The organism is Streptococcus sanguinis (genome assembly GCF_003943655.1).
GTDB classification, from domain to species: domain Bacteria; phylum Bacillota; class Bacilli; order Lactobacillales; family Streptococcaceae; genus Streptococcus; species Streptococcus sanguinis_F.
In genome coordinates this window covers 1-24,695 of sequence record NZ_RJMM01000014.1, presented here as the reverse complement: position 1 = coordinate 24,695, position 24,695 = coordinate 1, and the positions used below count along the sequence as shown (strand labels likewise).

Below are 24,695 nucleotides of genomic sequence, written 5' to 3'. Positions count from 1 at the left end.
ACCTTACACCTTCTCTTTCACATTTTTTCCTAGGATACCAGCTGGACGGATCAGAAGAATGACAATCAAAATCGCATAGACAATGGCATCGCGGAAATCAGAAAGTCCAAGTGCTGTCGCAAAAGTTTCCAAAAGACCGATAACAAAGCCACCAAGCGCAGCACCAGGAATGATTCCAATACCACCGAGAACAGCCGCTACAAAGGACTTAATACCTGGAGTCATCCCCATCAAAGGCTCTAATGAATTATAGTAGAGGGCAATTAGAACACCGGCAGCTCCTGCAAGAGCTGAACCCAACGCAAAGGTGAAGCTGATTGTCCGATTGACATTGATTCCCATGAGCTGAGCAGCATCACTGTCTACGGATACAGCGCGCATAGCCTTACCCATCTTTGTCTTCTGCACGATGAACTGCAAAGCCACCATAAGGAAAATCGAAATTCCCAAAATCAGCAACTGAATATTTGAGATAGAAATAGGTCCTAAGTTAAAGCGGACTGTTTTAATAACCTGCGGGAAAGATCGAGTATTGGCACCGACAAAGAAAATCATGCCATACTCAAGGAGAAAGGAAACTCCAATGGCTGTAATCAAAGCCGCAATCCGAGTCGAATTTCTCAGAGGACGATAGGCTAAAAACTCAATAAGCACACCGAGAATCGCTGTCCCAATCATCGCTAAAATGAGAGAAAGGAAGAAATTAAACTTCAAGATATTAATCAAGTAATAACCCATAAAGGCACCGATCATATAGATATCGCCGTGGGCAAAGTTAATCAGCTTAATAATCCCATAAACCATGGTATAACCCAAAGCCAGAAGCGCATAAACACTACCCAGGATTAGACCGTTGACTAATTGTTGGAGCATTAGACACCACTCTTTCTATAATAAAATAAGGAATGGGACAAAAATCAGCAGACTAGGTCGTGATTTTATCATCCCACTCCCAAAATACAAATAATAGTTGATTGAGAAACGAAGAAAATAGATTATAAAACAATACTCTTTCAAATCCGTAGATTCAGAAAGAAATCATCTACTAACTTGCTCAAGCAACTAAAAATAGAAAACAAGTCAAAGACTGGGATAGCCCCAGCCTCGTAACTATTATTCCGCTTTAACTGTTTCTACAGTATCTACTTGACCGTCTTTCAAGCCAATCATCAGAGCTGTTTTCACTGGATTGTGATCTTTATCAATAGTGATTGAACCAGTCACTCCATCGAAATCTTTAAGCTTAGCCAAGTTGTCTTTGATATCTACAGAAGTTTTAGCACCTTTGGCTGCTTCTGCCGCCATATAAACAGAGTCGTATGCCAGAGCTGCAAACATAGATGGCTCTTCTTTGTACTTAGCTTTGTATGCTTCAATAAACTTCTTAGCTTTTTCTGACATTTCACCAGAAGTTGTAAAGCCAGATACATAGTAAACATTTGTAGCTGCAGCAGGAGTTGCTTGCTCAACGAACTTAGCATCACCAAAGCCATCAGGACCAACGATTGTTTGGTCGATACCCAAACCACGCGCTTGATTGACAATTTTACCAGCTTCTGTATAGTAACCTGGAACAACCAGAGCATCAAATTCTTTGCCCTTAATCTTTGTCAAAGCAGCTTGGAAGTCTGTATCCTTAGATTGGAAGGTTTCTGTTGCTACAATCTCACCCTTGAACTCCTTCTTGAAGGCATCCGCTATTCCTTTAGCGTAGTCACTAGATTGGTCGTAGTAAAGAACGACTTTCTTAGCTTTCAAGTTGTCAGTAACATACTTAGAAATGATTTTACCTTGGTAGCTATCAATAAAGGTAGCACGGAAAAGATAATCTTGCTTGTTGGTCAGGTCATCCTGTGTCGCACTTGGTGTAATGAGTGGTACACCCGCTTTAGCAGCATTTGCAGTAGCTGAAGCTGTAGCTCCAGAAGTCGCAGGGCCAATGATTGCATTTACCTTGCTTTGAGTAACCAAGCTAGTAGTGATGGTAGATGCTTCAGCAGTTTCTGATTTGTTATCCTTATCAGTAACTTCAATCTTCTTACCATCTACGCCGCCAGCAGCGTTGATTTCATCAACTGCCAACTGAGCACCATGTTGTTCAGCTGTACCGTAGGCTGCTACTTCACCTGATTCTTCAAAGTTAAAACCAAATTTAATCGTATCGCCAATTTCTGTACCAGTTGCTGTTGAGTTGTTATTGGATACTTCTCCACAAGCTGCGAGAAGAGCCGCACTAGCAAAAGCTACTAAGGATAGTGCAAATTTTTTCTTCATTCCGAAATCTCCTTAAGTGATTTGATTGATGATATAGTAAGAATATATCGAATTATCTGACAATTGTCAACCCCTTATAGAAATTTTATCAAATGATAACGTTTTCTTGCTCTCTATACAGGCTTCCGACAAAGTTTTGATCTAGTTCTTTTATATGAGAAATTCGGACTTGCTTAACATAGCGTTCCTTGGGCAGATTCTCCTGTAAGTTCTGGGCTTCCTCTTGATTGACATAGAGATGCAGATAGCGATGCTTCTTAGAATGATAAATAATATCCCCAAAGTTAGCTAGCTTTTTGGCATCTCGATTATAGTAAAGATAGACAATCAAGCCCACTCTTTCTTCTCTCTCTATCATAAAACTCCTTTCCAGTCCATGTAGTTCTTAGATGATTATAGCAAAGATAGGGCAAAAAAACTAGCCCTGAAAAGCTTTATGATTAGCTTAAAACACCTGAACTTGCTAGCTCGTCAGATTCAAAACAGCAAAAAAGGAGCCTCTTTTGGCTCCTCCTATGTTAGCTTAAATTGCTATTTTCCATGATTTCGTCAATAAAGCCGTATTCCAAGGTTTCCTGAGCACTCATCCAGTAATCACGTTCTGCATCCTTATGGATTTGCTCAACGGACTTACCAGAGTTCTCTGCCAAGATTTTTTCCAAGGTATTCCGAGTTCTAAGCAAGTGCTCAGCTACAATGGCCATATCTGTTTGCTGGGTACCACTTCCAGCTCCTCCCATTGGTTGGTGAATCAGATATTCTGCATTTGGAAGCATGAAGCGTTTGCCTTTGGCACCACTGGAAGCAATGACCGTTCCCATGCTGGCAGCTACACCCATAACAATGGTCTGAACATCAGACTTGATGAAGTTCATAGTGTCCACAATAGCCAGACCTGCTGAAACGGATCCGCCCGGCGTATTCACATAGAGATAAATATCTTTAGTATTGTCCTGTGCATCCAAGAAAAGAAGCTGGGCAATGACAGAATTAGCCATATTGTCCTCCACTGGACCAGTCAGCATGATAATGCGGTCTTTTAATAGCCGGGAGTAAATATCATAGGAGCGTTCTCCTCGGCTGGTTTGTTCAATAACTACAGGAATCATAGTTTTCTCTCTTTCTCTTTTTAAAATTTTCTATCAAACTAGGGAATAGAATTTCAAATTACGGAACTATTATATCCTTTTGGTCAAAAAAGGTCAAATAGAAACTTTTATTTAGTTCCGAACAGACGATCTCCTGCATCTCCCAGTCCTGGTACGATATAACCATGGTCATTGAGATGGTCATCCAGAGCCGCTGTGAAAATATCAACATCTGGATGAGCTTCCTGCAAGGCTTTTACTCCTTCAGGCGCAGAAACCAAGCAGACAAATGTAATGTGGCTAGCACCACGTTTCTTCAGAGAATCCACAGCCAAGATAGCAGAACCACCCGTTGCCAACATTGGATCTACAACAAAAATCTGACGTTGGTCAATATCTTCTGGCAACTTGACCAAATATTCAACCGGCTTCAGGGTTTCTTCATCACGGTACATTCCGATATGCCCAACTTTAGCTGCTGGAACCAAGCTCAGAAGTCCATCCACCATGCCAATACCAGCCCGCAGGATTGGTACAATAGCCAATTTTTTCCCTGCAATCTGCTTTTGGACCGTTTTCGTAATCGGTGTTTCAATTTCTACATCTTCAAGTGGTAAATCGCGCAAAACTTCATATCCCATGAGCATTGCGATTTCATCAACTAATTCACGAAAAGCCTTGGTAGAGGTATCTGTACGACGCAAGATAGACAATTTATGCTGAATTAGTGGATGAGCGATAACTTCAAGTTTTCCCATGATTGGATTTCCTTCTTTCAATTTATTCTTCTTATTATATCAAAAAAAGAGTGAAAAGGCTTGCCATAAGCAAGCCTTTTCAAAGATTTTCTTCACCTTATAGCCATTCTCTATAGCGCTTGATATAAAGGTGTTTAACAAGAGTTACACTAACCATATAAAGCACAATAATCAAGAAGAGGAAAAGGAAATAAGTGCCATTCAACGGAGCTGTCTTCAGAACTGACGCAAAGAGGCTGTATGGCAAGGAAGTAACAAAGAGAGCTGCTGCCATGGTCGTCACAATAACGGATAAAGCAGGACGGCTCTGCACAAATGGCAGCTTAGGTGAGCGCAGCATGTAGATGACCATGGTCTGGGTCCACATGGACTCAACGAACCAGCCTGTTTGAAAAAGAGTGATAAAGGTCTCTGCCTGTTCAGTGCCAGCTTGATAACTGCTTACTGTTATCATAGGAACAATGATAAAGTAGAGGGCTAAGTATGTCAAAACATCAAAAATGGATGAGATAGGCCCAATCCAAGCCATAAAGCGGGTAATAGAGTTAGCAGACCAAATCCGTGGTTTCTTGAGAAATTCACTGTCAACGTTATCAAAGGGCAGAGCGATACAGGACAGATCATAAACCAGATTAAGGACAATCAGATGAACTGGTGCCATAGGAAGAAATGGCAAAAAGATGCTGGCAAAGAGGAGAGAAAAGATATTCCCAAAATTGGAACTGACCGTCATCTTAATGTACTTGGTCATGTTGGCATAGACCTTGCGTCCCTCTACCAACCCCTTCTCCAGAACCATGAGATCCTTGTCCAGCAGAATGACATCTGCTGTTTCCTTGGCTATATCGACAGCTGTATCAACAGAAATACCCACATCTGCTACCTTCATAGAAGGTGCATCATTGATACCATCACCCATGTAGCCAACCTTGTGACCATTGTCCTTGAGTTGGAGAATGATCCGAGCTTTTTGGTCAGGTGAGAGCTTGGCAAAGACCGTTGTATTCTCTACCGCTTGGCTCAATTCTTCATCAGATAAGACATCCACCTCTACACCCAGCAAGATATTGTCTACATCTAGCCCAACCTTTTCACAGACTGCCTGGGACACCTTATCATTATCACCGGTCAAAATCTTAGTAGCAACGCCGTACTCAGCCAAGGTTTCAATAGCTGGAGCCGCAGATGACTTAGGTGGATCTAGAAAGGCCAGATAGCCCGTCAAAATCATGTTAGATTCATCCTTGACTTCATAGTCGTAATCTTCTTCTAAGTCTGACTTGTAGCTAACACCAAGCACGCGCAGCCCTTGCTCATTGAGTTGAGCCACTTCCGAAAGGATTTCCTGACGAATCTCCTCAGTCAATTCAGTAATGCGTTTCTTGTATTCTACATGGCTAGAGATAGCCAGCATTTCCTCCAAGGCCCCCTTGGTCACCATGCTGATAACATCCTCATCATCCTTGACAATGACACTCATGCGACGGCGTTCAAAGTCAAAGGGCAGTTCATCAATTTTCTTAAAGGTTTGGTCTAAATTACGGACAATCTCATGCTTTTCTGCTTCTTTCTCCGTCCGATTGATAATAGCTCGATCCATGAGATTTTTGAGACCAGTTTGATAGTAGGAATTGAGAAAGGCACGACGGAGCACTGCTAAGTCCAAATCACCATGAATATCCAGCGGGTATTCTAACACAATCTCATCTTGAGTCAGTGTGCCTGTCTTATCCGTACAAAGGATATCAATAGCTCCTAGATCCTGAATAGCGTTCAGCTTCTTAATCACGACCTTTTCCTGAGCCATAATAATGGAACCTTTAGCCAAGCTCGCCGTGATAATCATAGGCAGCATTTCTGGAGTTAGGCCGACCCCAACGCTGAGGGCAAAGACACCTGCTTCCAGCCAGTCGCCGTCTGTCAGACCGTTTATGAAGAACACGACTGGAACCATGACGAGCATCAGACGAATCAAGAGCCAGGAAATGCTATTCATCTCGCGCTCAAAAGAGGTCGGCTCATCATAGGTGTTAAGCGTCTGCTCAATGGCTCCCATCATGGTCTCATCGCCAACCACCAGCACCAGAGCTGTAGCTCTTCCGGAAATAACGTTGGTTCCCATAAAAGCCAGCGACTCTGTTTCTAAAAGGCTATCTAGATTTTGCCCATCCGACTTGGCCAAATAGACCTTTTCTACTGCATCGCTTTCGCCTGTCAGGCCGGACTGCTGAACAAAGAAATCACGCGAATCCAGTAGCAGCACATCTGCAGGAATCATGTCTCCGGCACTAAGCTTGATGATGTCTCCTACAACAAGCTCATCAATCGGCAGTTCCTGCTCTGCTCCTTCACGGATAACCGTAGCCGTGTTGACAATCAACTGAGACAGATTGCTAGCAGCGCGGTCGCTCCGCAATTCCTGAACAAAACGAATGCCTCCAGAAATCAGCACCAGAACAACAATGATGATGGAAGTTGTCGGATCTTCCTCACCAGGCTTAGCCAGCCAAACATTGGTCACTAAAGACACGAGGGCAATCACCAATAAGATGACTGTAAAGGGGTTAATGATAGACTCGTAAATTTTCTTTAGGATAGAGTCTTCCTGACCCTTTGTGATGATATTTTCACCATAAAGGTCACGATTTTCTTCAACCTGTTCTTCTGTCAGGCCGCGAAAAGAACTCTTGTAAAAAGCCAGAGTTTCTTTTACAGGAAGCTGCAGAGCAGCAACTAATCTTTCTTTTACTGTTTTCATTGGTTTCTCCTTGATGTATGATTAATAATTTTCATACACAGGGACCAATCACTTTATAAGGACAGAACGACACAAATCAGCGATTGGCTGTGTATGTGCGGTTCCGGATAATCGTCAATTTGCATCGCGTGTCTCCTTTCTTAATTTATAAAAACAATTAAAAGTCCCAAGATGCCTGCAAGACGTCAAAGGTGGCATTCATCTTCTGTGTCCAATCTTGCAATTCTGGAAAATTTTCTTTTAAAGAAAATCCAATAACTTCTTCACGTAAATTCCACCAATCTACAAGAGCAACTACTTGGATTGTTGCAATATTTAAAGAGAGCCCCTGCTCAGTAGCCAGTTTCTCTAACAAAGACAAACTCCGTATATTTCTCTCTTCAATTTGCTGATGTCTGTCTTTCCACCAATGTTCTTTTTCATGGAAAAATTTTTCCGCAACAATCGGCATTGTATTTTCCAAAATTCCTTCAGCAACGGACAGTATATTTAAAACATGCCATTTCTCCATTCCATTGGGGAAAAGTGAGACTTCCTGACCTAGTTCGTCTAAATATTGAGAAATTAAATCACTACCATATAACCATTCTCCACTGGAAGCTTGAAAAGCAGGAATTCTACCTAAAGGATTATCTTGATTGTGCGGTGAATTTCTATCAAAAGCCACCTGAACTTTCTGAATATCCACTTGCTCCTCTAAATGATGATGTAAAATTGTAACATATACTTTACGCGCAAAAGGACTGGTACTAGAATACCAAAATTTCATCACTATTCCTCCTTCTTTTTTCTTGAGAGGCAGGCAATCAACTATTTGCACTCTTGAAATATTTTCAGCAAAAAAGAATACCCTGCCAATTTCTCGGCAGGGTTGTTTGCATGTCAGGTTATTCGCTTCATTGTTTTAAGCACAGATAAAACAAGCATTCACCGTTCAAGCTTTAACTCCATAAGGCGATGAAATGAGCTTAGTCTTGACCTTGGCGATCAGGACTGTTGACCAACGAGTAGTGTCTCCACTGCTTTGCGGTAGTCATCCGTATCCTTATGGTAGCCTCACCTACCGATTTTCCACTATTACTATACTCCTCTTTGGAAGGATTGTCAATCATTTTTCTCACTTGAAACAAATTTCAAAAAATTTTTGATTTATTTTGGCAATACCTCTGCAATACGGGAGCAGATTTCTTCAACCATGGTCTCTGGAGCAGCAACATTTAGGCGGGCATGGCCTTTGCCTTCTTGACCAAAATCACTTCCTCTATTCAGGACGACCTTTGCCTCTTCTCGTAGCAGCTGAAAGAGCTGGTCATCTGTCAGGCCATAATCTGAAAAGTCCAGCCAAATCAGATAAGTCCCTTGAGGCTTCATGACCCGCAGGCGCGGTGCTTCCTTGGCAAAATAATCAACTACAAAATTCACATTCTTCTCAAGAACTTCCTTAAGCTCCATCAACCAAGACCAACCGTAACGATAGGCTGCTTCTGTCGCTAAAAATCCAAGACCAGGAATTTCATGCTGGTTGTTGGCCAGCTGGCGTTTTTTAAACTGATGCCGCAAGCTAGGATTCTCAATCACAGCATAGGAATTTTTGGTTCCAGCAATATTAAAGGTCTTAGTCGCACTGGCTAAAATCAGGCTAAAGTCCTTAAAGTCAGGCGAAACAGTATTAAAAGACTGATGTTCATGACCAAACAGCGTCAAATCTTGATGGATTTCGTCTGAGACCAAGAGGACGCCATACTTTTGGCAGAGGCGGCCAATTTTCTCTAACACTTCCCGTTCCCAAACTCGACCTCCGGGATTGTGCGGATTGCAAAGAACATAAATCTTGACTTCATTGTCTGCAATGTCCCGCTCCAACTGCTCAAAGTCAATCTGAAAGAGACCATCCTGCTCTATCAAAGAATTGGTAATAAGCTGACGATTATTGAGCTTGACACTGCGGGCAAAAGGTGGGTAAACAGGAGTGTTGATTAGAACGGCATCACCTTCCTTGGTAAAGGCTTGGATAGCTGTCGAAATAGCAGGAACAACTCCTTCTATAAATACCAAGGCTTCCCTATCAAACGTATAGTCGTGCTCATCCCGCTCCCAATCTAGCACGGCATTAATCAGCTCTTCACTGGCATAGGTATAGCCATAAACTAGCTGATTAGCATAGTCATGAACAGCTTGCTGGATTTCAGGCAGGACTTCAAAATCCATATCTGCAATCCAGGCTGGCAGAACTTCTTTGTCCTTCTCCACTTCTTTCCATTTATAAGTATGATGCCCTACACGACAGGGGGCTTTTTCAAAATTATATCTTCCCATATTATTCATTCTCCAAGGCTGCACGTAAATCGTCTACCAAATCTCGGCTATCCTCAATTCCAATCGACAGGCGCAGCAAATCATCAGTTAAGCCATAAGAATGACGCACTTCCACTGGAATGTCAGCGTGAGTCTGGGTAGTCGGATAGGTAATCAAGCTCTCTACTCCACCCAAACTTTCCGCAAAGGTAAAGACTTTCAGGCTATTTAGGAGATGAGGAATCTTCCCTTCGTCCACAACTTTAAAGGAAATCATACCACCCTTTCCTGGATAGAGAACTTCCTTTACCGCAGAAGATTTTTTCAGAAAAGCGAATACTTCTTGTGCATTCTGAGTAGAGCGCTCCATACGGAGAGCCAGTGTCTTGAGACCGCGCAAAAGCAGATAGCTGTCAAAAGGAGACAGGACTGGCCCAGTTGTATTGAGGTTATAGAATAGCTTGTCATAAATAGCAGCGTCATTAGTCATGATGGCTCCAGCCAAGACATCATTGTGCCCGCCCAGATACTTGGTTGCAGAGTGCAGAACAATATCAGCTCCATCCTCCAGCGGTCTTTGATAAATGGGACTGTAGAAGGTATTGTCCACAATGACAGCTGCTCCTCGCTCATGAGCCGCTTGGGAAATGCGGGCAATGTCAAACTCTACCATAAGAGGATTGGTCGGTGTCTCGATATAGACAATATCTATATCCTCTGTTAGACTATTCAGAAGTTCTTCTTCTGTATTGGCATAGGTAAAGGCAAAGAGCCCTTCTGCTTCAGCTTGGGCAAACCAGCGGAAAGAGCCACCATAGAGATCCCGAACAGCCAAAACCTTGCTACCGACCGAAAAGGCACTAAAGGCCAGCACAATAGCCGACATACCTGAGCTAGTCGCTAGGGCATAGTCTGCACTTTCGATAGCAGCCAGAGTCTCTTCCAAGCTAACCCGCGTTGGATTCTTGGTCCGAGTATAGTCATAACCTGTTGACTGGCCAAACTCAGGGTGCTGGTAGGTCGTTGAAAAATGCAGGGGTGTTGTCAAAGCACCGGTTGCTTCATCTTTTTTTACCCCAGCCTGAGCTAGTAGTGTATTTAATTTTACGTCCTTACTCATATTAACCTTCCAATCCTTCGCTAATATTTCACCCTCTATTGTAACATCTTTTGAAAACATTTTTCTTTTTTCTTTTCAAGAGCTAGCTATAGTTTGAAACTATAATGTTAATGTTTTAGAAAAACAAAGCTAAAAATTAAAAAGCCTAGCGGCTTTTTAATAGATATGAAAGCGTCGTCGCAGACTAGCCGCTTTTGAACCGATAAAGCGATCCATAAGGCGAACTTTGAGCGCTAGACCGCCATAGACAGCAAGACCGATACCGCCAATCAGAGCGATATAGACAAAGCTGGAAATCCGACCACTTGGATGAAGGAAGAGACCGATAAGAAGCTCTGCTACCAAGACAAAGATAGTCATCAGAACCGTCAGAATCACTGACAGGAGACTCCGTTTAAAGAGGTTCTTAGGATTCAGACCAGTTACCTGACGGATTTCCCGATACATGAGCAGGATTGGGATAATCAAGCCAACTGTCGTCGCAAGAAGAGGACCATAAGCTTTAAAAATATAAATCAACGGCACTTGCAGTACCAACTTGACTCCCACTCCGTAGAGGAAGTAGATAATTGCCTTTCTATTTTGGAAGAGGGCCTGAATCATCGGAGCCAACACCGTGTATAGACTGAGGATAATGGTCTGCAGCATAGCAAAGATGAATAGTCCCAGTGCTAAGCCATCTGGCTTGCCATAGAAGACAGTATACAGAGGCTCCGCAACCAAAACAGCACCAATAGTTGCTGGCAGGATAAAGAAAATCAGCATGCTGAGATTATCCTGCACCAAGCGGGCAGCCGAGCGAAAATCACCTTTGACATAGTTTTCGGTCAAGAGAGGAATCCCGACACCGCCGATCGAGGTAGCCACTGCAATCAAAATCATGGTAATTTTATTAGGATTGGCTGAGAAATAGGCAAACTGAACCAAGAGCTCGGACCTGCTGTGCTTACTAATCCAACCCATGACATGGATAAAGGTAGCTTGGTCAATAATCTGAAAAAGCTGAATAGCCGATCCTGTGATAATGAAAGGAATGGCTTCACGGATGGTATCCCAGAGCAGGGCACGGCCATTAATCTCTGTAGCATTCGATGGCTTATGAAGGATGGAAGTCAGCATCCCTGTCTTCCAAAGATAGAAGGCCAAGACAGCCATACTAGCCAGCATACCGATAAAAGCGGCAAAAGTTGATTGGGTAACCGCTTCTACATAGTTGCCAGAACCGATTTTCATGATGAAAAAGGCTGTCAGCAACATCCAAATCACCCGAATGACCTGCTCCGCAATCTGACTGATGGCATAAGGCTTGAGATTGTTAAAACCTTGGAAAAAGCCTCGGATAACACTCATCGATGGGAAAATCAAAACAGCCCAGGACAGACTCTGCATAACAGGCACCAAGTCTGAACCACCACCGGACATAGAAGCGAAAACTGGTGAGAGCAGGTACATGATGACCGCAAAGACAGCTCCTAAAAGCAACATAAACTTGAGAAACTCTCGAATCAGAGTGAAGCTATGCTCTTCCTTGTCAATGGTATTGTACTTAGCCACCTGCTTGGCCACAGCCACGGGCACACCAGCAGTAGAAATCAGTAAAAACCAGGCATAGATATTGTAGCCCATAGTAAAAAGGCCGTTGGCCTCGGCGCCGTGCTTGCCCATCCAAATATACCAAGGAATGATATAAATGGCACCCAGAAGACGACTGATAAAATTGCTGGCAGTTAACCAGGCAGTTCCCCGCAGCATCTGCTGCTGCTGGCTTGTTGTTTCTTGGCTCATAGAAAACCTCTTCTATTTATTCTTCTTTTATTATAAACTTTTCCTTGCCTCTTGTAAAACCCAGCCATAAGGTTTACAATAGATTTATGATTAAAATTGAAACCGTATTAGATATTTTAAAAAAAGACCATAATTTTCGGGATATTGTTAAAGACGGAGAATACTTCTTCTCCTACAGCGGCTTAACTTTCGATAGTATCAGCTATGACAGTAGGGAAGCGGATGCCTCTACCCTCTTTTTTGTCAAGGGTGAGGCTTTCAAGAAAGAATTTCTAGAAAAAGCCGTCACAGCTGGCCTGCGCTTTTATATCAGCGAGACAGACTTTCAAGTGGGCATTCCGGTTCTCTTGGTCAACGATGTCAAGCAAGCCATGAGTCTCTTAGCCATGGAATTTTACGACCATCCTGAGAAAAAGCTCAAACTGCTAGCCTTTACAGGCACCAAGGGCAAGACAACTACAGCTTATTTTGCCTATCAAATCCTTTCCCAAAGTCATCGGCCTGCCCTGCTCTCGACTATGAATACCACTTTGGATGGCGAGACCTTCTTCAAGTCAACTCTGACCACACCAGAGAGTCTGGATCTCATTAAAATGATGGCCCAAGCCCTTTCTAATGATCGGACTCATCTCATCATGGAAGTTTCCAGTCAGGCTTATCTCAAGAAAAGGGTTTATGGCCTTACCTTTGATGTGGGTGTCTTTCTCAATATCAGCCCCGACCATATCGGTCCTATTGAGCATCCTACTTTTGAGGATTACTTTTACAATAAGCGGCTCTTGATGGACAATAGCCGAGCAGTTATCGTGAATAGCGGCATGGATCATTTCCAAATCGTGAAAGAGCAAGTCGCTTCTATGGAACACGATTTCTATGGAGCAGACTCTAGCAACACCATCACGGATTCTCAGGCTTTCAGCTTTGAAGCCACTGGCAAGTTAGCTGGCCACTACGATATCCAGCTCATCGGCCGCTTCAATCAGGAAAATGCAGTAGCGGCTGGTCTTGCCTGTCTGCGTCTGGGTGCTAGCCTCGAAGACATCAAAAAAGGAATTGCCGCAACCCGAGTCCCAGGCCGTATGGAAGTTCTGACTCAGAAAAATGGCGCCAAGGTCTTCGTTGACTATGCCCACAATGGTGTCAGCCTAAGCAACCTTCTGTCTGTGGTACAGGAACACCAGAAGGGCAAAATCATCCTCCTCTTGGGTGCTACCGGCAACAAGGGTGAAAGTCGCCGCAAAGACTTCGGTCTCCTACTTAATCAGCATCCTGAGCTGACCGTTATCCTAACGGCGGACGATCCCAACTATGAAGATCCTCTAGCCATTGCGGAGGAAATCGCATCCTATATCTCCTATCCAGTGGAAAAAATAGCCGACCGTGAAGAAGCCATCAAAAAAGCTCTCAGTCTGACAGAACGAGAGGGAGAAGCCGTCATTCTAGCCGGTAAAGGAGCGGATGCTTACCAGATCGTGGAAGGAGAAAAAGTACCCTATCCAGGAGACTATGCCCTAGCAGAAAAGTATTTATAAGAAAAAAGGCGAGCATTTCGCCTTTTTATTGTTGTTTTGTAAAATTACCGCCATTTAATCAGAACGTACATCAAACTGGAGCCAAACATATCCGCCAAGGCGTGCATGAGAAAGAAAGGCAAGAGGTTCTTGACCTTGTACTTGTAAAGGAAATAGTAAAAGAGACCGTACACTACTCCGATAACCAAGGCCCACAGCATGCCCTGATAGGTATGGAAAGAAATCCGAATGATAGTAGAGTAGGCCAGCGCCCACCACTTATACTTATCCTTAACAGAGGTCATAAGACCCAGAAAGAAGAATTCTTCATAGAAGCCATTGAGAAGTCCATAGAGAATAGCCATAGGTGTCAGCTCAGCAAATTTCCGAAAGATTTCTAGCAAATCCACATAAGACCAAAGAGTTGGATCAAAGTAATTATACTCGCCGCTCAGTGTCGTCACAATGTCACCAAAAAAACCTACCACTACAAAAATAAGAGGAGTCCAAAGGAGAACCGACCAGCTCATACGGATGGGAAGCTGCTTAAAGTCAAAGCGCCGAAGCAAGAGATAAAGAATTGTCAAAAACAGCATCAGTAGCTGAAAATTGAAATTGCTAGAAAAAGCCGCTCCTTCACTGGCTGTATTGGTCGCCGTTTCAGTCGCTCCTGTGCTGGCGGCTGGTGCAAAGCTAGCTAGATAAAGCTCCGTTGAGCGGTAAATAAACTGCCCAAACATAAGCAGGGTGATCACAGCAATATCAAACCACCTCAACTCTTTCAAAGGCTTTGAGGGGCATAAGTGCGTCAATCGTTTCATCATCTTTCCTTTCACCACCTGTAAATTCATATCACCATTGCAGGTTCTTTTTTATATTTCTATCTTAGCATCAAAAGCTTAAATTTTTATTATTTACAATTTTATAAAACTTTTTTATTGCTGTTTACTGCTACCTGTTTCGTTTTTCATTTACAAACAGAAGGTGAAAAAAGATTTCATCTCTACTTGGAAAGGAAAAAAGAGAGTTAAATTTTAACTCTCTTCTCACTATTCTTATTTATCCAAGCTGTTTTTGATACCTTCAACGGCACCTTCTACAGCTTCTTTAGCATCTTCAGCAACTTCTTTGGCTTTAGCAACTGTTTTTTCTACAAAGCCTTCTGCTTCTGTCTTGTTATCTCCTGTAACTTTGCCCACGCCTTCTTTAACAGCACCCTTAGCTTGATCGAATTTATTTTCTAGTGACATATGATTGCCTCCATTCTTTTTTACGGTTTTTGACTCCGTTTACAATAGTATAAGTTTTTTCTTTTCAAAGGTCAAATATTCTGCTCATTCCATGGGAAGATCAGTCTAGCTGGAAAGTCAATCTCTCCTTGTCAAAGCTGGCCTGCAACTCATACTTGCCTACTTCGTTTTGTCGAATATAACCTAAGATTACTAGGCTATCGACAAAAATGTCCCGCCGCTTCTGCATGAGCTCATCCTTGCGGACATACTTAAGGAGAAAGGTTGTCATATACTTTAGTGCATACTCGGGATTGACATCGCCCAAGACAGCATAGAGGGGCTTTTGTGTCTCAGACAGGGGATATTGGCGTTGCATCTTGTAAAAATAATTAGCCAAGGTCAGCTTATCTCGCAGAAAATCTGTATCTTCCAGCAAGACCGCCGCATTTGTCTGATTGGAAAGCTGGGTCTCAAAGCGCAGCTCCAACAATTCCTGATAGAGGGGACTATCATCACGGATAAAGACCTCCTGATCCAAACGCAAGTCCTCCAAACTTTCCACAAAAGGCAGCGTCAGATAATATCGCTTGTTCTCTCGCCGGATGTAGCCAGCTTTGATATACTCTTCTATCGAGCGGTCAATATTAGCCACGCCCTCAAACTCTCGCTTAATCTCACGTAGAATCACCGCCTCATGCTGATCCAAATAATCAATCAGCTCCTGAAAAAAAGGCTGGCGCGTCAAACGGCTGGGATTGATGATTTTAATCATGGAGTTCTCCTTTGTAGATGAGTTTTCTTGACTGAGCCAACTGGCTAGGATTCGTCCCAGGCTGGCCTAGGGGAACCGTTAAGCCCAAATCCCGATAATACTCCTGCCAAAAATCAGAAATCAGATTTTCCTCATCGCCAAACTGCATAGGAATCGTATCAAAAATCGGCAAAATTTCCGCAATATACTCCGAACAGTAAAAAACATCGGACTGAGGATAAAAGCTGAAATTGTATGACTTTCCTAGATGTAATTTGGCCCTTTTAAAGACAGCTTCTGCTTCAATAGCTGGATAGCGGTACACGTCATAAACGTCCTCATCCTGCAAAAAATCAGACAAGTCTTGATTGACAACACCCTTCTCCTGGGTTGCATGAAAAATCTCACCATAAAAAAAGATGGCCACGTGGCTGTATGAACCAGTCGCTGCTCGGATTGCTGCAGCAATTTCTGAAGATCCGACTGTAAAAATCAAATCTCCGTCTTGTAAATCTTGAATCTTCATTTCTCTCGTCTATCAAAAAAGGAGCCGAAACTCCTTTTTAGTATGAGGGGAATAGCCCCCATCTAGTAACCTATTTCGTCAAATGAGCTCTTTAAGCATTAAAACTTGCTGTCAGTTGAGGCACCACTTNCTTCTTACGAGAAACAGCGCCTGCTAGGAAAGCATGATTATTCTCAAGAGTAAAGTTAAAGGCTGCTTCGACCTTGTCCATATTGCTGCCAATAGCCAGAATCTCTGAGTCTGAGTTGATAATGTCTGTAATCATCAAGACGAAGTCAGAGTAGCCATTATCAGAAATTGCTTTTTCAATAGCGGCTTCGATTTCTGCCTGACGCTCCAAAACTTCGGAAATGTCAACAGTGTTGACTTGTGCTACACGGACATTGTTTCCGTTCAATTCAAAGGTTTTAGCATCAATATCAATCAATTCTTCTGCAGACTTGCTAGCCAAGTTTGTACCTGCCTTGAGCATAGCCAGACCATACTCTTCCAAGTTGACACCAGCCAGCTCAGCCAATTCTGGTGCAATGGCCTTGTCAGTCGGATGAGTTGTTGGTGACTTGAGCAAGAGAGTATCAGAGATCAAACCAGACAGCATCAATCCTGCAATCTCTTTTGGAACTACTACGCCGTGCTCCTTGAACATGCGGTAAACAATAGAGGAAGCTGAACCAACTGGCTCCAAGCGCATGTAGAGGGGACTTGCTGTTTCAAAGTTGCCTACACGGTGGTGGTCCACCACGCCATAAACTTCAACTTCTGCAATATCTGCCACAGACTGCTGGAATTCATTGTGGTCTGTCAGGATAACTTGCTCAGCTCCCTCAGCCTTGGCAGATGTAATCACGCGCGGTGCCGCCACGCCAAAGTAATCCAAAACAAAGGCTGTTTCTTCATTAGGCTCACCCAGTGCAACCACTTCTGTATCCAAGCCATAAGCTTCACGAGCCAAGTAAGCAAAAGCGTAAGATGAACCGATGGCATCTGAGTCAGGATTTTGGTGACCGAAAACTAAAATTTTAGACATGATAAACCTCTTCTTTTATATAATGTTTATTGCATTTATTTTACCACAATTACAGGCATTTCACAAAAGCATAAGGACATTTTCTTAAGAAAAATGGACTGGTCAGCCCACCAGCCCATTTATTCATACTCAAAGTAGATTAGCTATTATGCACCCGATTCATATACTCTGTATAGGATTCAGTCTGCATGAGTTCCTTGGCATTCTTGACCCGATCGGCTGTTGGAGGCTTAACACCTTCCAGCTTGTAAGGGATACCCAGTTCCCGCCATTTGAATTCTCCCATGGTATGGTAAGGTAGAATTTCAAACTTATCAACATTCTTCAGCGTCTTTACAAATTTACCCAGCTCAATCAAGTCATCATCGCGGTCGGTCAATCCCGGCACCAAGACGTGACGAATCCAGACTGGCTTTCCAATGTCAGACAAGTACTTGGCACAAGCCAAGATATTTTTGTTGGTCTGGCTGGTCACAATTTTGTGCTGTTCTTCGTTAATCTCCTTAATATCAAGCAGGACTAAGTCGGTTACTGCCATGAGCTTGTCAAATTTTTTCAGATAGCGAGGCGTATTTCTGAAGGGCAGGGCACAGGTATCCAAAGTACAGTGGATGCCCAGTTCCTTAGCCTTGGTAAAAAGGGCAATCAGAAAATCAATCTGCAACAAGGCTTCTCCACCACTGACGGTGATACCGCCTTTATTGCCCCAGAAACCCTTATAACGGAGAGCTTCTTGCAAGACATCATCTACTGTCCGCAGCTGAGATTTGTTGGTCTCCATCTCCCATGTATCGGGATTATGGCAATACTGGCAGCGCATGTGGCAACCCTGCAAAAAAACAATAAAACGGATACCCGGTCCATCAACAGCTCCAAAACTTTCGGTGGAGTGGACCATGCCCGTTACCTTTCCATAATCAACTGTTTCTTCAATTTTCTCTTCAACCATCGCGCAACCTCTTAACTCTGAAAACGTTTTATAACTAACTACATTATAACATGATTAAAGCAAAAATAGACTTAATTTGCCTATTTTTTAGAAAACAAACTGTTTTTCAGTTTCATTTTCATTGTTTTACAACAGATAAAACTTTAGGGCGAAAGCGGTAGGCAAAAGAAATCAGGCCAGAATCTTTATTCCACCCTGATTTCACTTTTTAAATTGATTTTAGTTAATTTCTGCTTCTCTTTTTGAGAGTAAAAGCAAACATCAGCAAGGTCAATCCCAAGACTGTCCAGCCACTGTTATTTTGGCCGGTCTGCGGGAGTCCCTTCTTCTTGCTGCCAGCAGCCTGACCTTGTCCAGTTTGATTGGACGATGGAGGATTGGTCTGAGACGAAGCTCCTTGTTCTACTGCTACAGAAGATTGTCCAGCTGAATGAGATGGTTGGGAACTGTCAGATGTTGAAGCTGCGACATCCTTAGAAAAGTCCAGCTGAACCACTACTGGATCATGGTCTGAAGCTCTGCCATGTTCCTCCATGAAAGAGGCATTGATATGGACAGGCGCAAAGACAGCCTTGCCTGCTAGGTTCTTCGAAATGAAAATATTGTCCAAGCTTTGGTTGCTGCCGCGGTAGAAGTAGGAATAACGGTCAGCTGCATCATGCTCCTGCATGAGATTAATCAGTTCATTACCCGCCAGTGCTTTAGCCGTTTCGGAAAATTCAAAATCATTAAAATCACCAGTCAGTACAAACTTGAGGTTAGGATTTTGTCTCAGCCCTTCTTGAACAAAGCTATTTAAAATTTTAGCCTGCTCAATTCGGGCTGCCTGCGTATGCTGAACTGCTGGCTGAGCGGATCCATAAACGGCATCATCCCCAATCTTGGACTTCAAATGATTGGCGATAACGACGATATGCTGTCCCTTAAATTCAAACTCAGCTGCCAAGGATTTACGAACCTTGGTAAAGGCTGGATTTGTTGGAGCAATTCGGGCAGGATTCTTAACCAAATGGCCACCGGAGAAGCTAGCTGCTTCGTCACTCGTACCAGCTTCTTTTTCGACTAACTTCACCCGATTTGGATCGTAGAGAAAGGCCACACGGATGTTAGAGCCAGGCTTACCGCCATCTTGACCATCAAGGGGGGCAACTTCGGTGTACTTATAAGTTTTTCCGCCCAGTTCTTTGATGCGGGCCGCTAGTTTCTCACCGCTTTTGACACCGCTGGTCGTTCCGTCATTGACACTGCCATTCTCGTCTTGAACCTCAATGAGCGTGATGATATCTGGACTATGGATTTCATTGATAAAGGAATTAGCGATTCTAGTAACTTTTTCCTCAGGCGTTTCACCTTTTTTAGCATTAGCAGAAAAATTCTCGATATTGTAGGAAGCAATAGTCAGCTTGTCCTCGCTTGGATAGATAGGAGAGACCTGTCTCTGCAAGCCCCCGTCCACTAAATCAGGCAGCTGATTCGGCTCCAACTTGTAAATCTTCCCACGATAGGTCACGACTCCGACCACATCGCCATTGAAATAATCCTTGGCCTTGGCAATAAATTTATTGCCAACATAGACTGGAATGGTTGCGGTATTTTGAGCGTTTGGACGAAGATTGAGGCCACCGATATTGTTTAATGGCAAGGCTTGGTAGCCTTCAGGTAAGAGATAAATGTCTCCGCGGTACTGCGGGCCTAAAACGCGGGGCCTCTTCACCGTCGTCAACATTCCTTCCAAACTTTCCCAGTAGTCCAAAGCTTCACTTTGAGGCTGATAGTTATTAATATCGTTATCGACCGTATCCTGAGGCATATTAGCCACGATGTCAACTGGAGCAGGTAAGTCAGCTTTCCCCTCCTTGGTCACCTTGGAGGCGACAAGCATGGTGACTGTCAAACTACCACTGGGCTTGTTGAAAGTTTGCCCCTGACGAACGCTGAGCTCTTCCATATAGCCTTCTTTGACACGACCTTCAAGACTAAGTTTGTCTCCAACATCGACTTTTTCTTTAGAAACAACATAAAGGGCATCAGAAGTCCTGCTATTTCCATCAAGAGTCACGTCTTGAACATAAAAACCATAGCGGTCTGTTTTCGTCACAACTACATTGGAAACTTGAACTTCTTTGTCCTCATAGGGAGAGGCTTGTGATTCTCCCTGAATGGTTCCCACATTGGGCACAGCTTCTGGTCCGCTAGCCGCAGCTTGTGCTGCAGCAGTGGCTTGGTCTGCCTTTTCTACTGTCTCTGTAGAAGCCGGCCTTGACTCTCCCGATTCTGCAGATGGACTCTCAGCTTGACTAGCAATCGAGGCATCGCTTACAGCCGGATTCTCTGTAAGAGCAGCCGCCTCAGAAGTCGACGAACTTACCGCTTCTTCTGCTCCGACTGATTGGACAGAAAAAAGCAGAGACAGAAAAGCAGCTAGCAAGACCGCTATGGGAAAGAGCTGCCTGTAAGAAACTTGTTTTTTCATGAACTTCTCCTTTTCTGTATAAATGTATATTATCCTATTTAATTTTTATTATAAAGAAAAGAATCAAATTTTGCAAAGGCTTTCTTAAAATTCTGTATTAGTTTCTCTCTCTTCAGAGAAATACTTGTCTAGGCTGGCCCAACACATGAAAAAGAATCTGGAATTTTTCCCAGATTCTTTCGAGACTTTAGTTTTCTCCTACTAAGATAGCCAAGGTTTCGTATGGCTGCAGAGTCATCACATGGTCAACCTGATTCTTGCCGTAATTGGACAGGAGAACCTGACCATTTTGATAATCCGGCAGGATGTCCACAGTAATCGGATCAGCATAGAAGTTGTTAAGGACTAAAAGTTTTTGTCCTTGCCACTCCCGCTCAAAGGCATAGACCTGAGGACTATCCTCATAGGCTGGCTGATAACTGCCCTCTGCGATGATAGGTAGTTCCTTACGCAGGGCAATCAATTTCTGATAAAAGGTAAAGATCGGTCCCTTGATTTCATTTTCCACATTGATAAGAGGATAGGATTTGCCCACCTTCAGCCATGGAGTTCCTGTTGTAAAACCTGAATTGACTGAATCATCCCACTGCATAGGCGTCCGAGAATTATCACGAGATTTAGCCTTGATAATCCTGAAGGCTGCCTCTGGCGATTGACCTTCAGCAAGCAAAGTCTTGTAAGCATTGAGAGACTCAACATCCACATAATCTTCCATGGATTCATAGTCAGGATCCACCATGCCAATCTCCTCCCCCATGTAGATATAAGGCGTCCCGCGCGACAGGTGAATACTGGCTGCCAACATGGTTGCCCCTTCATTGCGGAAATTTTCTACATCGACAAAGCGGTTGAGAGCTCGCGGCTGATCATGGTTGTTCCAAAAGAGAGCCGACCATCCTTCATGATTACTCATTTCCTTGCCCCAAGTATGGAAGAGGCGTTTTAACTCTTCAAAGTCAAAGGCCTTAAGCGTCCACTTCTGTCCAGCTTCATAGTCCACCTTGAGATGATGGAAATTAAAAGCCATGGATAGCTCCTGCCGGTCTGGTGCGGTGTAAAGGATACAGTTTTCAATCGTCGTAGCACTCATTTCGCCAACCGTCATAACGGAATCGTCCTGACCAAAGGTTGCTTCGTTCATCATACGCAGATAGTCATGGACGATAGGCTTATCGGTATAGGCTGGCTTACCCTCCTGCTCTGGACAGTCCGTCAGCACTTCATCTTTTCCGATGACATTGATGACATCAAAGCGGAAGCCCTTGACTCCTTTATCTCGCCAAAAATTCACCACCTTGAAGAGCTCTTGACGAACATTGGGGTTGCGCCAGTTAAGATCAGCTTGAGTCACATCATAGAGATGCAGATAATATTTGCCCGTATCGCCAAATGGCGCCCAGGCACTGCCACCAAACTTGGACAGCCAGTCCGTTGGCTCATCCCGCAGGATAAAGAATTCCTGATAGTAGGAATCCCCAGCCAGCGCTTTTTGGAACCACTCATGCTCAATCGAGCAATGATTGAGAACCATATCCAGCATAAAGTCAATACCATGCTGCTGGCCGACCTTGACCATCTCTTCAAAATCTGCCATATCTCCAAAGATAGGGTCTACCGCAGTGTAATCAGAAATATCGTAACCATTGTCCCTCTGTGGACTCGGGTAGAAAGGATTGAGCCAGATCATATCCACTCCCAGCTCTTTCAGATAAGGAAGCTTTTCAATAATCCCGCGAAAATCTCCCAAACCGTTGCCAGACGTATCTTTAAAAGATTTTGGATAGATCTGGTAGACAACCTTTGTTTTATCAAGTGTCATATTTTCTCCTTTTTTGAGAAAAGGGACAGGTTTTAAAGCACCGTCCCTCTCTATAGTCATTTCATTTTTCTTTAAAGTGGCTTAGCGTTCATCAACTGACTACCTCGCTCAACTGCCCGAGGAAGTTGTTCAAGCTCCTCCACCTGATACTTGTCTGAGTTCGTAATGATGACTGGTGTTTCCGTTACATAGCCAGCTTTCTTGATCATGTCTATATCAAAGGAAATGAGCTTGTCGCCTTCCTTGACCTTATCTCCTTGAGACACATAGCCCTCAAAGCCTTTACCTTCCAGATTGACCGTGTCCATTCCGATATGTATGAGGATTTCAACCCCTTCATCTGATAAGATGCCGATGGCATGCTTGGTTGGGAAGAAGACTGTTACAGTACCATTGACAGGTGAAACCAACTCACCTTGGCTAGGAACAATGACAACTCCACGCCCCATCAAACCTTGTGCAAAGACAGGATCTGTTGCTTGACTCAATTCTTTGACTTCTCCTGCCAGCGGACTAGTAATCGTTACAGGAGCTGATAAATCAGCTGCTTTCACCTCTGGAGACGACTCGGTTTTGGATGGCCCGGCAAATTCTGCCTCTTCCTGAGCTGCAAACTCTGCCTGCAATTCTGGATCTTCCTCAGTCTTCGTTAAGAAGCCTGTCTTGTGGAAGAAGAAAGTCAAGAACATTGGTACAAGAATTGCTACAAGCATAACTAGAAGGAAAGGAAGCCAGTAGTTTGCCTGAATAGAAAGGATAGCTGGTAAGCCCCCTACACCAATACCAGTTGCTGTAATATTAAAGTTAAGGGATAAAACTCCAGCAATTGAAGATCCAATCATCCCGGCAACAAATGGATAAACGTACTTGAGATTGACCCCGAAGAGGGCTGGCTCAGTAACTCCAAGGTAAGCAGAAATGGTCGCTGGAAGCGAAATTTGTGCTTCTCTTTCATCACGACGATGCATGAGATAGTAGGCAAATACAGCTGAACCTTGAGCGATATTGGACAGAGCAATCATAGGCCAAAGAGCTGTTCCACCATAATCATTGGCCAACTGTGTATCAATAGCATTGGTCATATGGTGAAGACCTGTAATAACAAATGGAGCGTAAAGGGCACCAAATACTGCACCAAACAACCATTTGAATGATCCTGTCAAACCAAGAAATACAAACTTAGACATGCCTTGTCCAACCCACCATCCAAAGGGACCTAAAACCGTGTGGGCTAAAATCAGAGCAGGAAGCAAAGAAAGCAAAGGAACAAAAATCATAGAAATCACTTCTGGAATCCGTTTACGCCAGAAAATTTCTAAGTAAGAGAGAGACAGACCAGACAAGAGAGCCGGAATGACCTGACCTTGGTAACCATATTTGTGAAACTCAAGTATCCCAAAATACCAAGTGTAGTCTTTAGCAATCACAGCTTTAGAGGTATTGGCTACCTGATAAGCATTCAACAAATGTGGAGAAACCAAGCAAATCCCTAAAACAATCCCAAGTATCTGACTGGTTCCCATCTTACGGGATATAGACCAAGTAATCCCCACCGGCAAGAAGTGGAAGACTGCTTGTGCCGGCAGCCAAAGAAAGTCGTTGACATTGCTCCAGAATTTAGATACATCAACAATTGTATTATAAACGGGCTGCCCATTTTTTACTTGTGCAACTCCGTCAACAATCTTTCTCCCCAAAGCTTCAATTTGGACTCCTTCAAGGACATTACGAAAACCAAGAATCAACCCTCCGACAATCAAGGCTGGAATCAAGGGTGTAAAAATTTCCGCCAGAGTGGCCATAACCCGCTGAAGGGGATTTTGATTGCTCTTAGCAGCAGACTTTGCTGCTTCTTTTGATACTCCCTCAATACCTGAAACAGCAGTGAAGTCATTGTAAAAGATTGGCACATCATTTCCAATGATAACTTGGAATTGCCCAGCATTCGTAAAAGTTCCTTTGACCACCGGGATTGCCTCAATAGTCTTGACATTGGCCTTTTTACCGTCGCCAAGTACAAAGCGCATCCGCGTTGCGCAGTGGCTAACTGCTGTGACATTCTCTTTGCCGCCGATTGCATCTAGCAGATCTTTGGCTTCCTTCTCAAATTTTCCCATTTGACTACTGGCTGAATGAGAATCCAGCACTCTCCTTATATTTTTTTACGAGTCGGTTTTTCAACACACTCCTACAAATTATTGTAATCGATTTCAAACATGTAGGCAAGTTGTTTGTTGAAAAAAGCCCTCATTTTTGATAAAATTTTCTAGGTTGTATGCAAAAAAGAAAACAAGTGGGGTTTATGATGAAGAAATACAAACAATTATTC

The 24,695-nt window shown here is 43.4% G+C and carries 20 protein-coding genes and 1 riboswitch; of the genes, 1 reads left to right on the top strand and 19 read right to left on the bottom strand.

The features are described 5' to 3' along the window. Nucleotides 1–3: 3 nt before the first annotated feature. The 10 genes from D8886_RS07015 to D8886_RS06965 all read right to left on the bottom strand — a co-directional run bounded on the left by D8886_RS07015 (nt 4) and on the right by D8886_RS06965 (nt 12,078). Complete coding sequence (locus D8886_RS07015) at nt 4–873, bottom strand: branched-chain amino acid ABC transporter permease (protein ID WP_002894678.1); 870 nt, start codon at nt 871–873, stop codon at nt 4–6. Between the two features lie 240 nt (nt 874–1,113). Beyond that, nucleotides 1,114–2,274, bottom strand: coding sequence for an ABC transporter substrate-binding protein (locus D8886_RS07010; RefSeq protein ID WP_125331159.1), 1,161 nt, complete (start codon nt 2,272–2,274; stop codon nt 1,114–1,116). Between the two features lie 88 nt (nt 2,275–2,362). Then, a complete protein-coding gene (locus tag D8886_RS07005; RefSeq protein WP_002918525.1) occupies nt 2,363–2,632 on the bottom strand; it encodes a YlbG family protein in 270 nt (89 codons plus the stop codon). Nucleotides 2,633–2,792: 160 nt separating this feature from the next. Further along, nucleotides 2,793–3,410 carry an ATP-dependent Clp protease proteolytic subunit gene (locus tag D8886_RS07000; RefSeq protein WP_223313447.1) on the bottom strand — a complete coding sequence of 206 codons (618 nt, stop codon included), beginning with the start codon at nt 3,408–3,410 and terminating at the stop codon, nt 2,793–2,795. Nucleotides 3,411–3,490: 80 nt separating this feature from the next. Next, nucleotides 3,491–4,120 (bottom strand): uracil phosphoribosyltransferase, encoded by a 630-nt coding sequence (gene upp, locus D8886_RS06995; protein ID WP_002894672.1) that lies wholly within the window; start codon nt 4,118–4,120, stop codon nt 3,491–3,493. A gap of 97 nt (nt 4,121–4,217) precedes the next feature. Beyond that, a complete protein-coding gene (gene mgtA, locus D8886_RS06985) occupies nt 4,218–6,878 on the bottom strand; it encodes a magnesium-translocating P-type ATPase (protein WP_125434778.1) in 2,661 nt (886 codons plus the stop codon). 157 nt (nt 6,879–7,035) lie between these two features. Next, the gene (locus D8886_RS06980; RefSeq protein ID WP_009659077.1) at nt 7,036–7,647 is read right to left on the bottom strand and encodes a glutathione S-transferase family protein; all 612 of its coding nucleotides are present in this window, start codon (nt 7,645–7,647) and stop codon (nt 7,036–7,038) included. A 149-nt stretch (nt 7,648–7,796) separates the two neighbouring features. After that, nucleotides 7,797–7,953: riboswitch (M-box (ykoK) riboswitch) on the bottom strand. Nucleotides 7,954–8,027: 74 nt separating this feature from the next. Beyond that, a complete protein-coding gene (locus D8886_RS06975) occupies nt 8,028–9,194 on the bottom strand; it encodes a MalY/PatB family protein (protein WP_125434776.1) in 1,167 nt (388 codons plus the stop codon). A gap of 1 nt (nt 9,195) precedes the next feature. Then, nucleotides 9,196–10,353 carry a cystathionine gamma-synthase gene (locus D8886_RS06970; protein ID WP_125434774.1) on the bottom strand — a complete coding sequence of 386 codons (1,158 nt, stop codon included), beginning with the start codon at nt 10,351–10,353 and terminating at the stop codon, nt 9,196–9,198. 96 nt (nt 10,354–10,449) lie between these two features. Beyond that, complete coding sequence (locus D8886_RS06965) at nt 10,450–12,078, bottom strand: putative polysaccharide biosynthesis protein (protein ID WP_125434772.1); 1,629 nt, start codon at nt 12,076–12,078, stop codon at nt 10,450–10,452. Nucleotides 12,079–12,164: 86 nt separating this feature from the next. Here D8886_RS06965 and D8886_RS06960 point away from each other — a divergent pair, with 86 nt between their 5' ends. Beyond that, nucleotides 12,165–13,610, top strand: a complete 1,446-nt coding sequence (locus tag D8886_RS06960; protein ID WP_125434770.1) for a UDP-N-acetylmuramoyl-L-alanyl-D-glutamate--L-lysine ligase — start codon at nt 12,165–12,167, stop codon at nt 13,608–13,610. 44 nt (nt 13,611–13,654) lie between these two features. On the opposite strand, the gene D8886_RS06955 is transcribed toward D8886_RS06960, so the two are convergent. The 9 genes from D8886_RS06955 to treP form a co-directional block, all read right to left on the bottom strand. Further along, nucleotides 13,655–14,413 (bottom strand): CPBP family intramembrane glutamic endopeptidase, encoded by a 759-nt coding sequence (locus D8886_RS06955; protein WP_216725493.1) that lies wholly within the window; start codon nt 14,411–14,413, stop codon nt 13,655–13,657. A gap of 231 nt (nt 14,414–14,644) precedes the next feature. Next, a complete protein-coding gene (locus D8886_RS06950) occupies nt 14,645–14,839 on the bottom strand; it encodes a CsbD family protein (RefSeq protein WP_002894655.1) in 195 nt (64 codons plus the stop codon). A gap of 100 nt (nt 14,840–14,939) precedes the next feature. Further along, a complete protein-coding gene (locus D8886_RS06945) occupies nt 14,940–15,593 on the bottom strand; it encodes a DUF1803 domain-containing protein (protein ID WP_125434768.1) in 654 nt (217 codons plus the stop codon). After that, nucleotides 15,586–16,098: a YiiX/YebB-like N1pC/P60 family cysteine hydrolase gene (locus D8886_RS06940; RefSeq protein ID WP_125434766.1), complete on the bottom strand. Its 513-nt coding sequence runs from the start codon at nt 16,096–16,098 to the stop codon at nt 15,586–15,588. Before D8886_RS06940 ends, D8886_RS06945 begins: the two co-directional genes overlap by 8 nt. Before the next feature lie 91 nt (nt 16,099–16,189). Beyond that, nucleotides 16,190–17,125 (bottom strand): manganese-dependent inorganic pyrophosphatase, encoded by a 936-nt coding sequence (locus D8886_RS06935; RefSeq protein ID WP_125434764.1) that lies wholly within the window; start codon nt 17,123–17,125, stop codon nt 16,190–16,192. A 139-nt stretch (nt 17,126–17,264) separates the two neighbouring features. Further along, on the bottom strand, nt 17,265–18,074 hold the full coding sequence (gene pflA, locus D8886_RS06930) for a pyruvate formate-lyase-activating protein (protein ID WP_125434761.1): 810 nt from the start codon (nt 18,072–18,074) through the stop codon (nt 17,265–17,267). Nucleotides 18,075–18,297: 223 nt separating this feature from the next. Further along, entirely contained in the window at nt 18,298–20,547 is a 2,250-nt protein-coding gene (locus tag D8886_RS06925) for a DUF8508 domain-containing protein (RefSeq protein ID WP_125434759.1), read from the bottom strand. 187 nt (nt 20,548–20,734) lie between these two features. Beyond that, a complete protein-coding gene (gene treC, locus D8886_RS06920; protein WP_185761270.1) occupies nt 20,735–22,366 on the bottom strand; it encodes an alpha,alpha-phosphotrehalase in 1,632 nt (543 codons plus the stop codon). 71 nt (nt 22,367–22,437) lie between these two features. Continuing rightward, nucleotides 22,438–24,483: a PTS system trehalose-specific EIIBC component gene (gene treP, locus D8886_RS06915; protein WP_125434755.1), complete on the bottom strand. Its 2,046-nt coding sequence runs from the start codon at nt 24,481–24,483 to the stop codon at nt 22,438–22,440. Nucleotides 24,484–24,695: the final 212 nt, after the last annotated feature.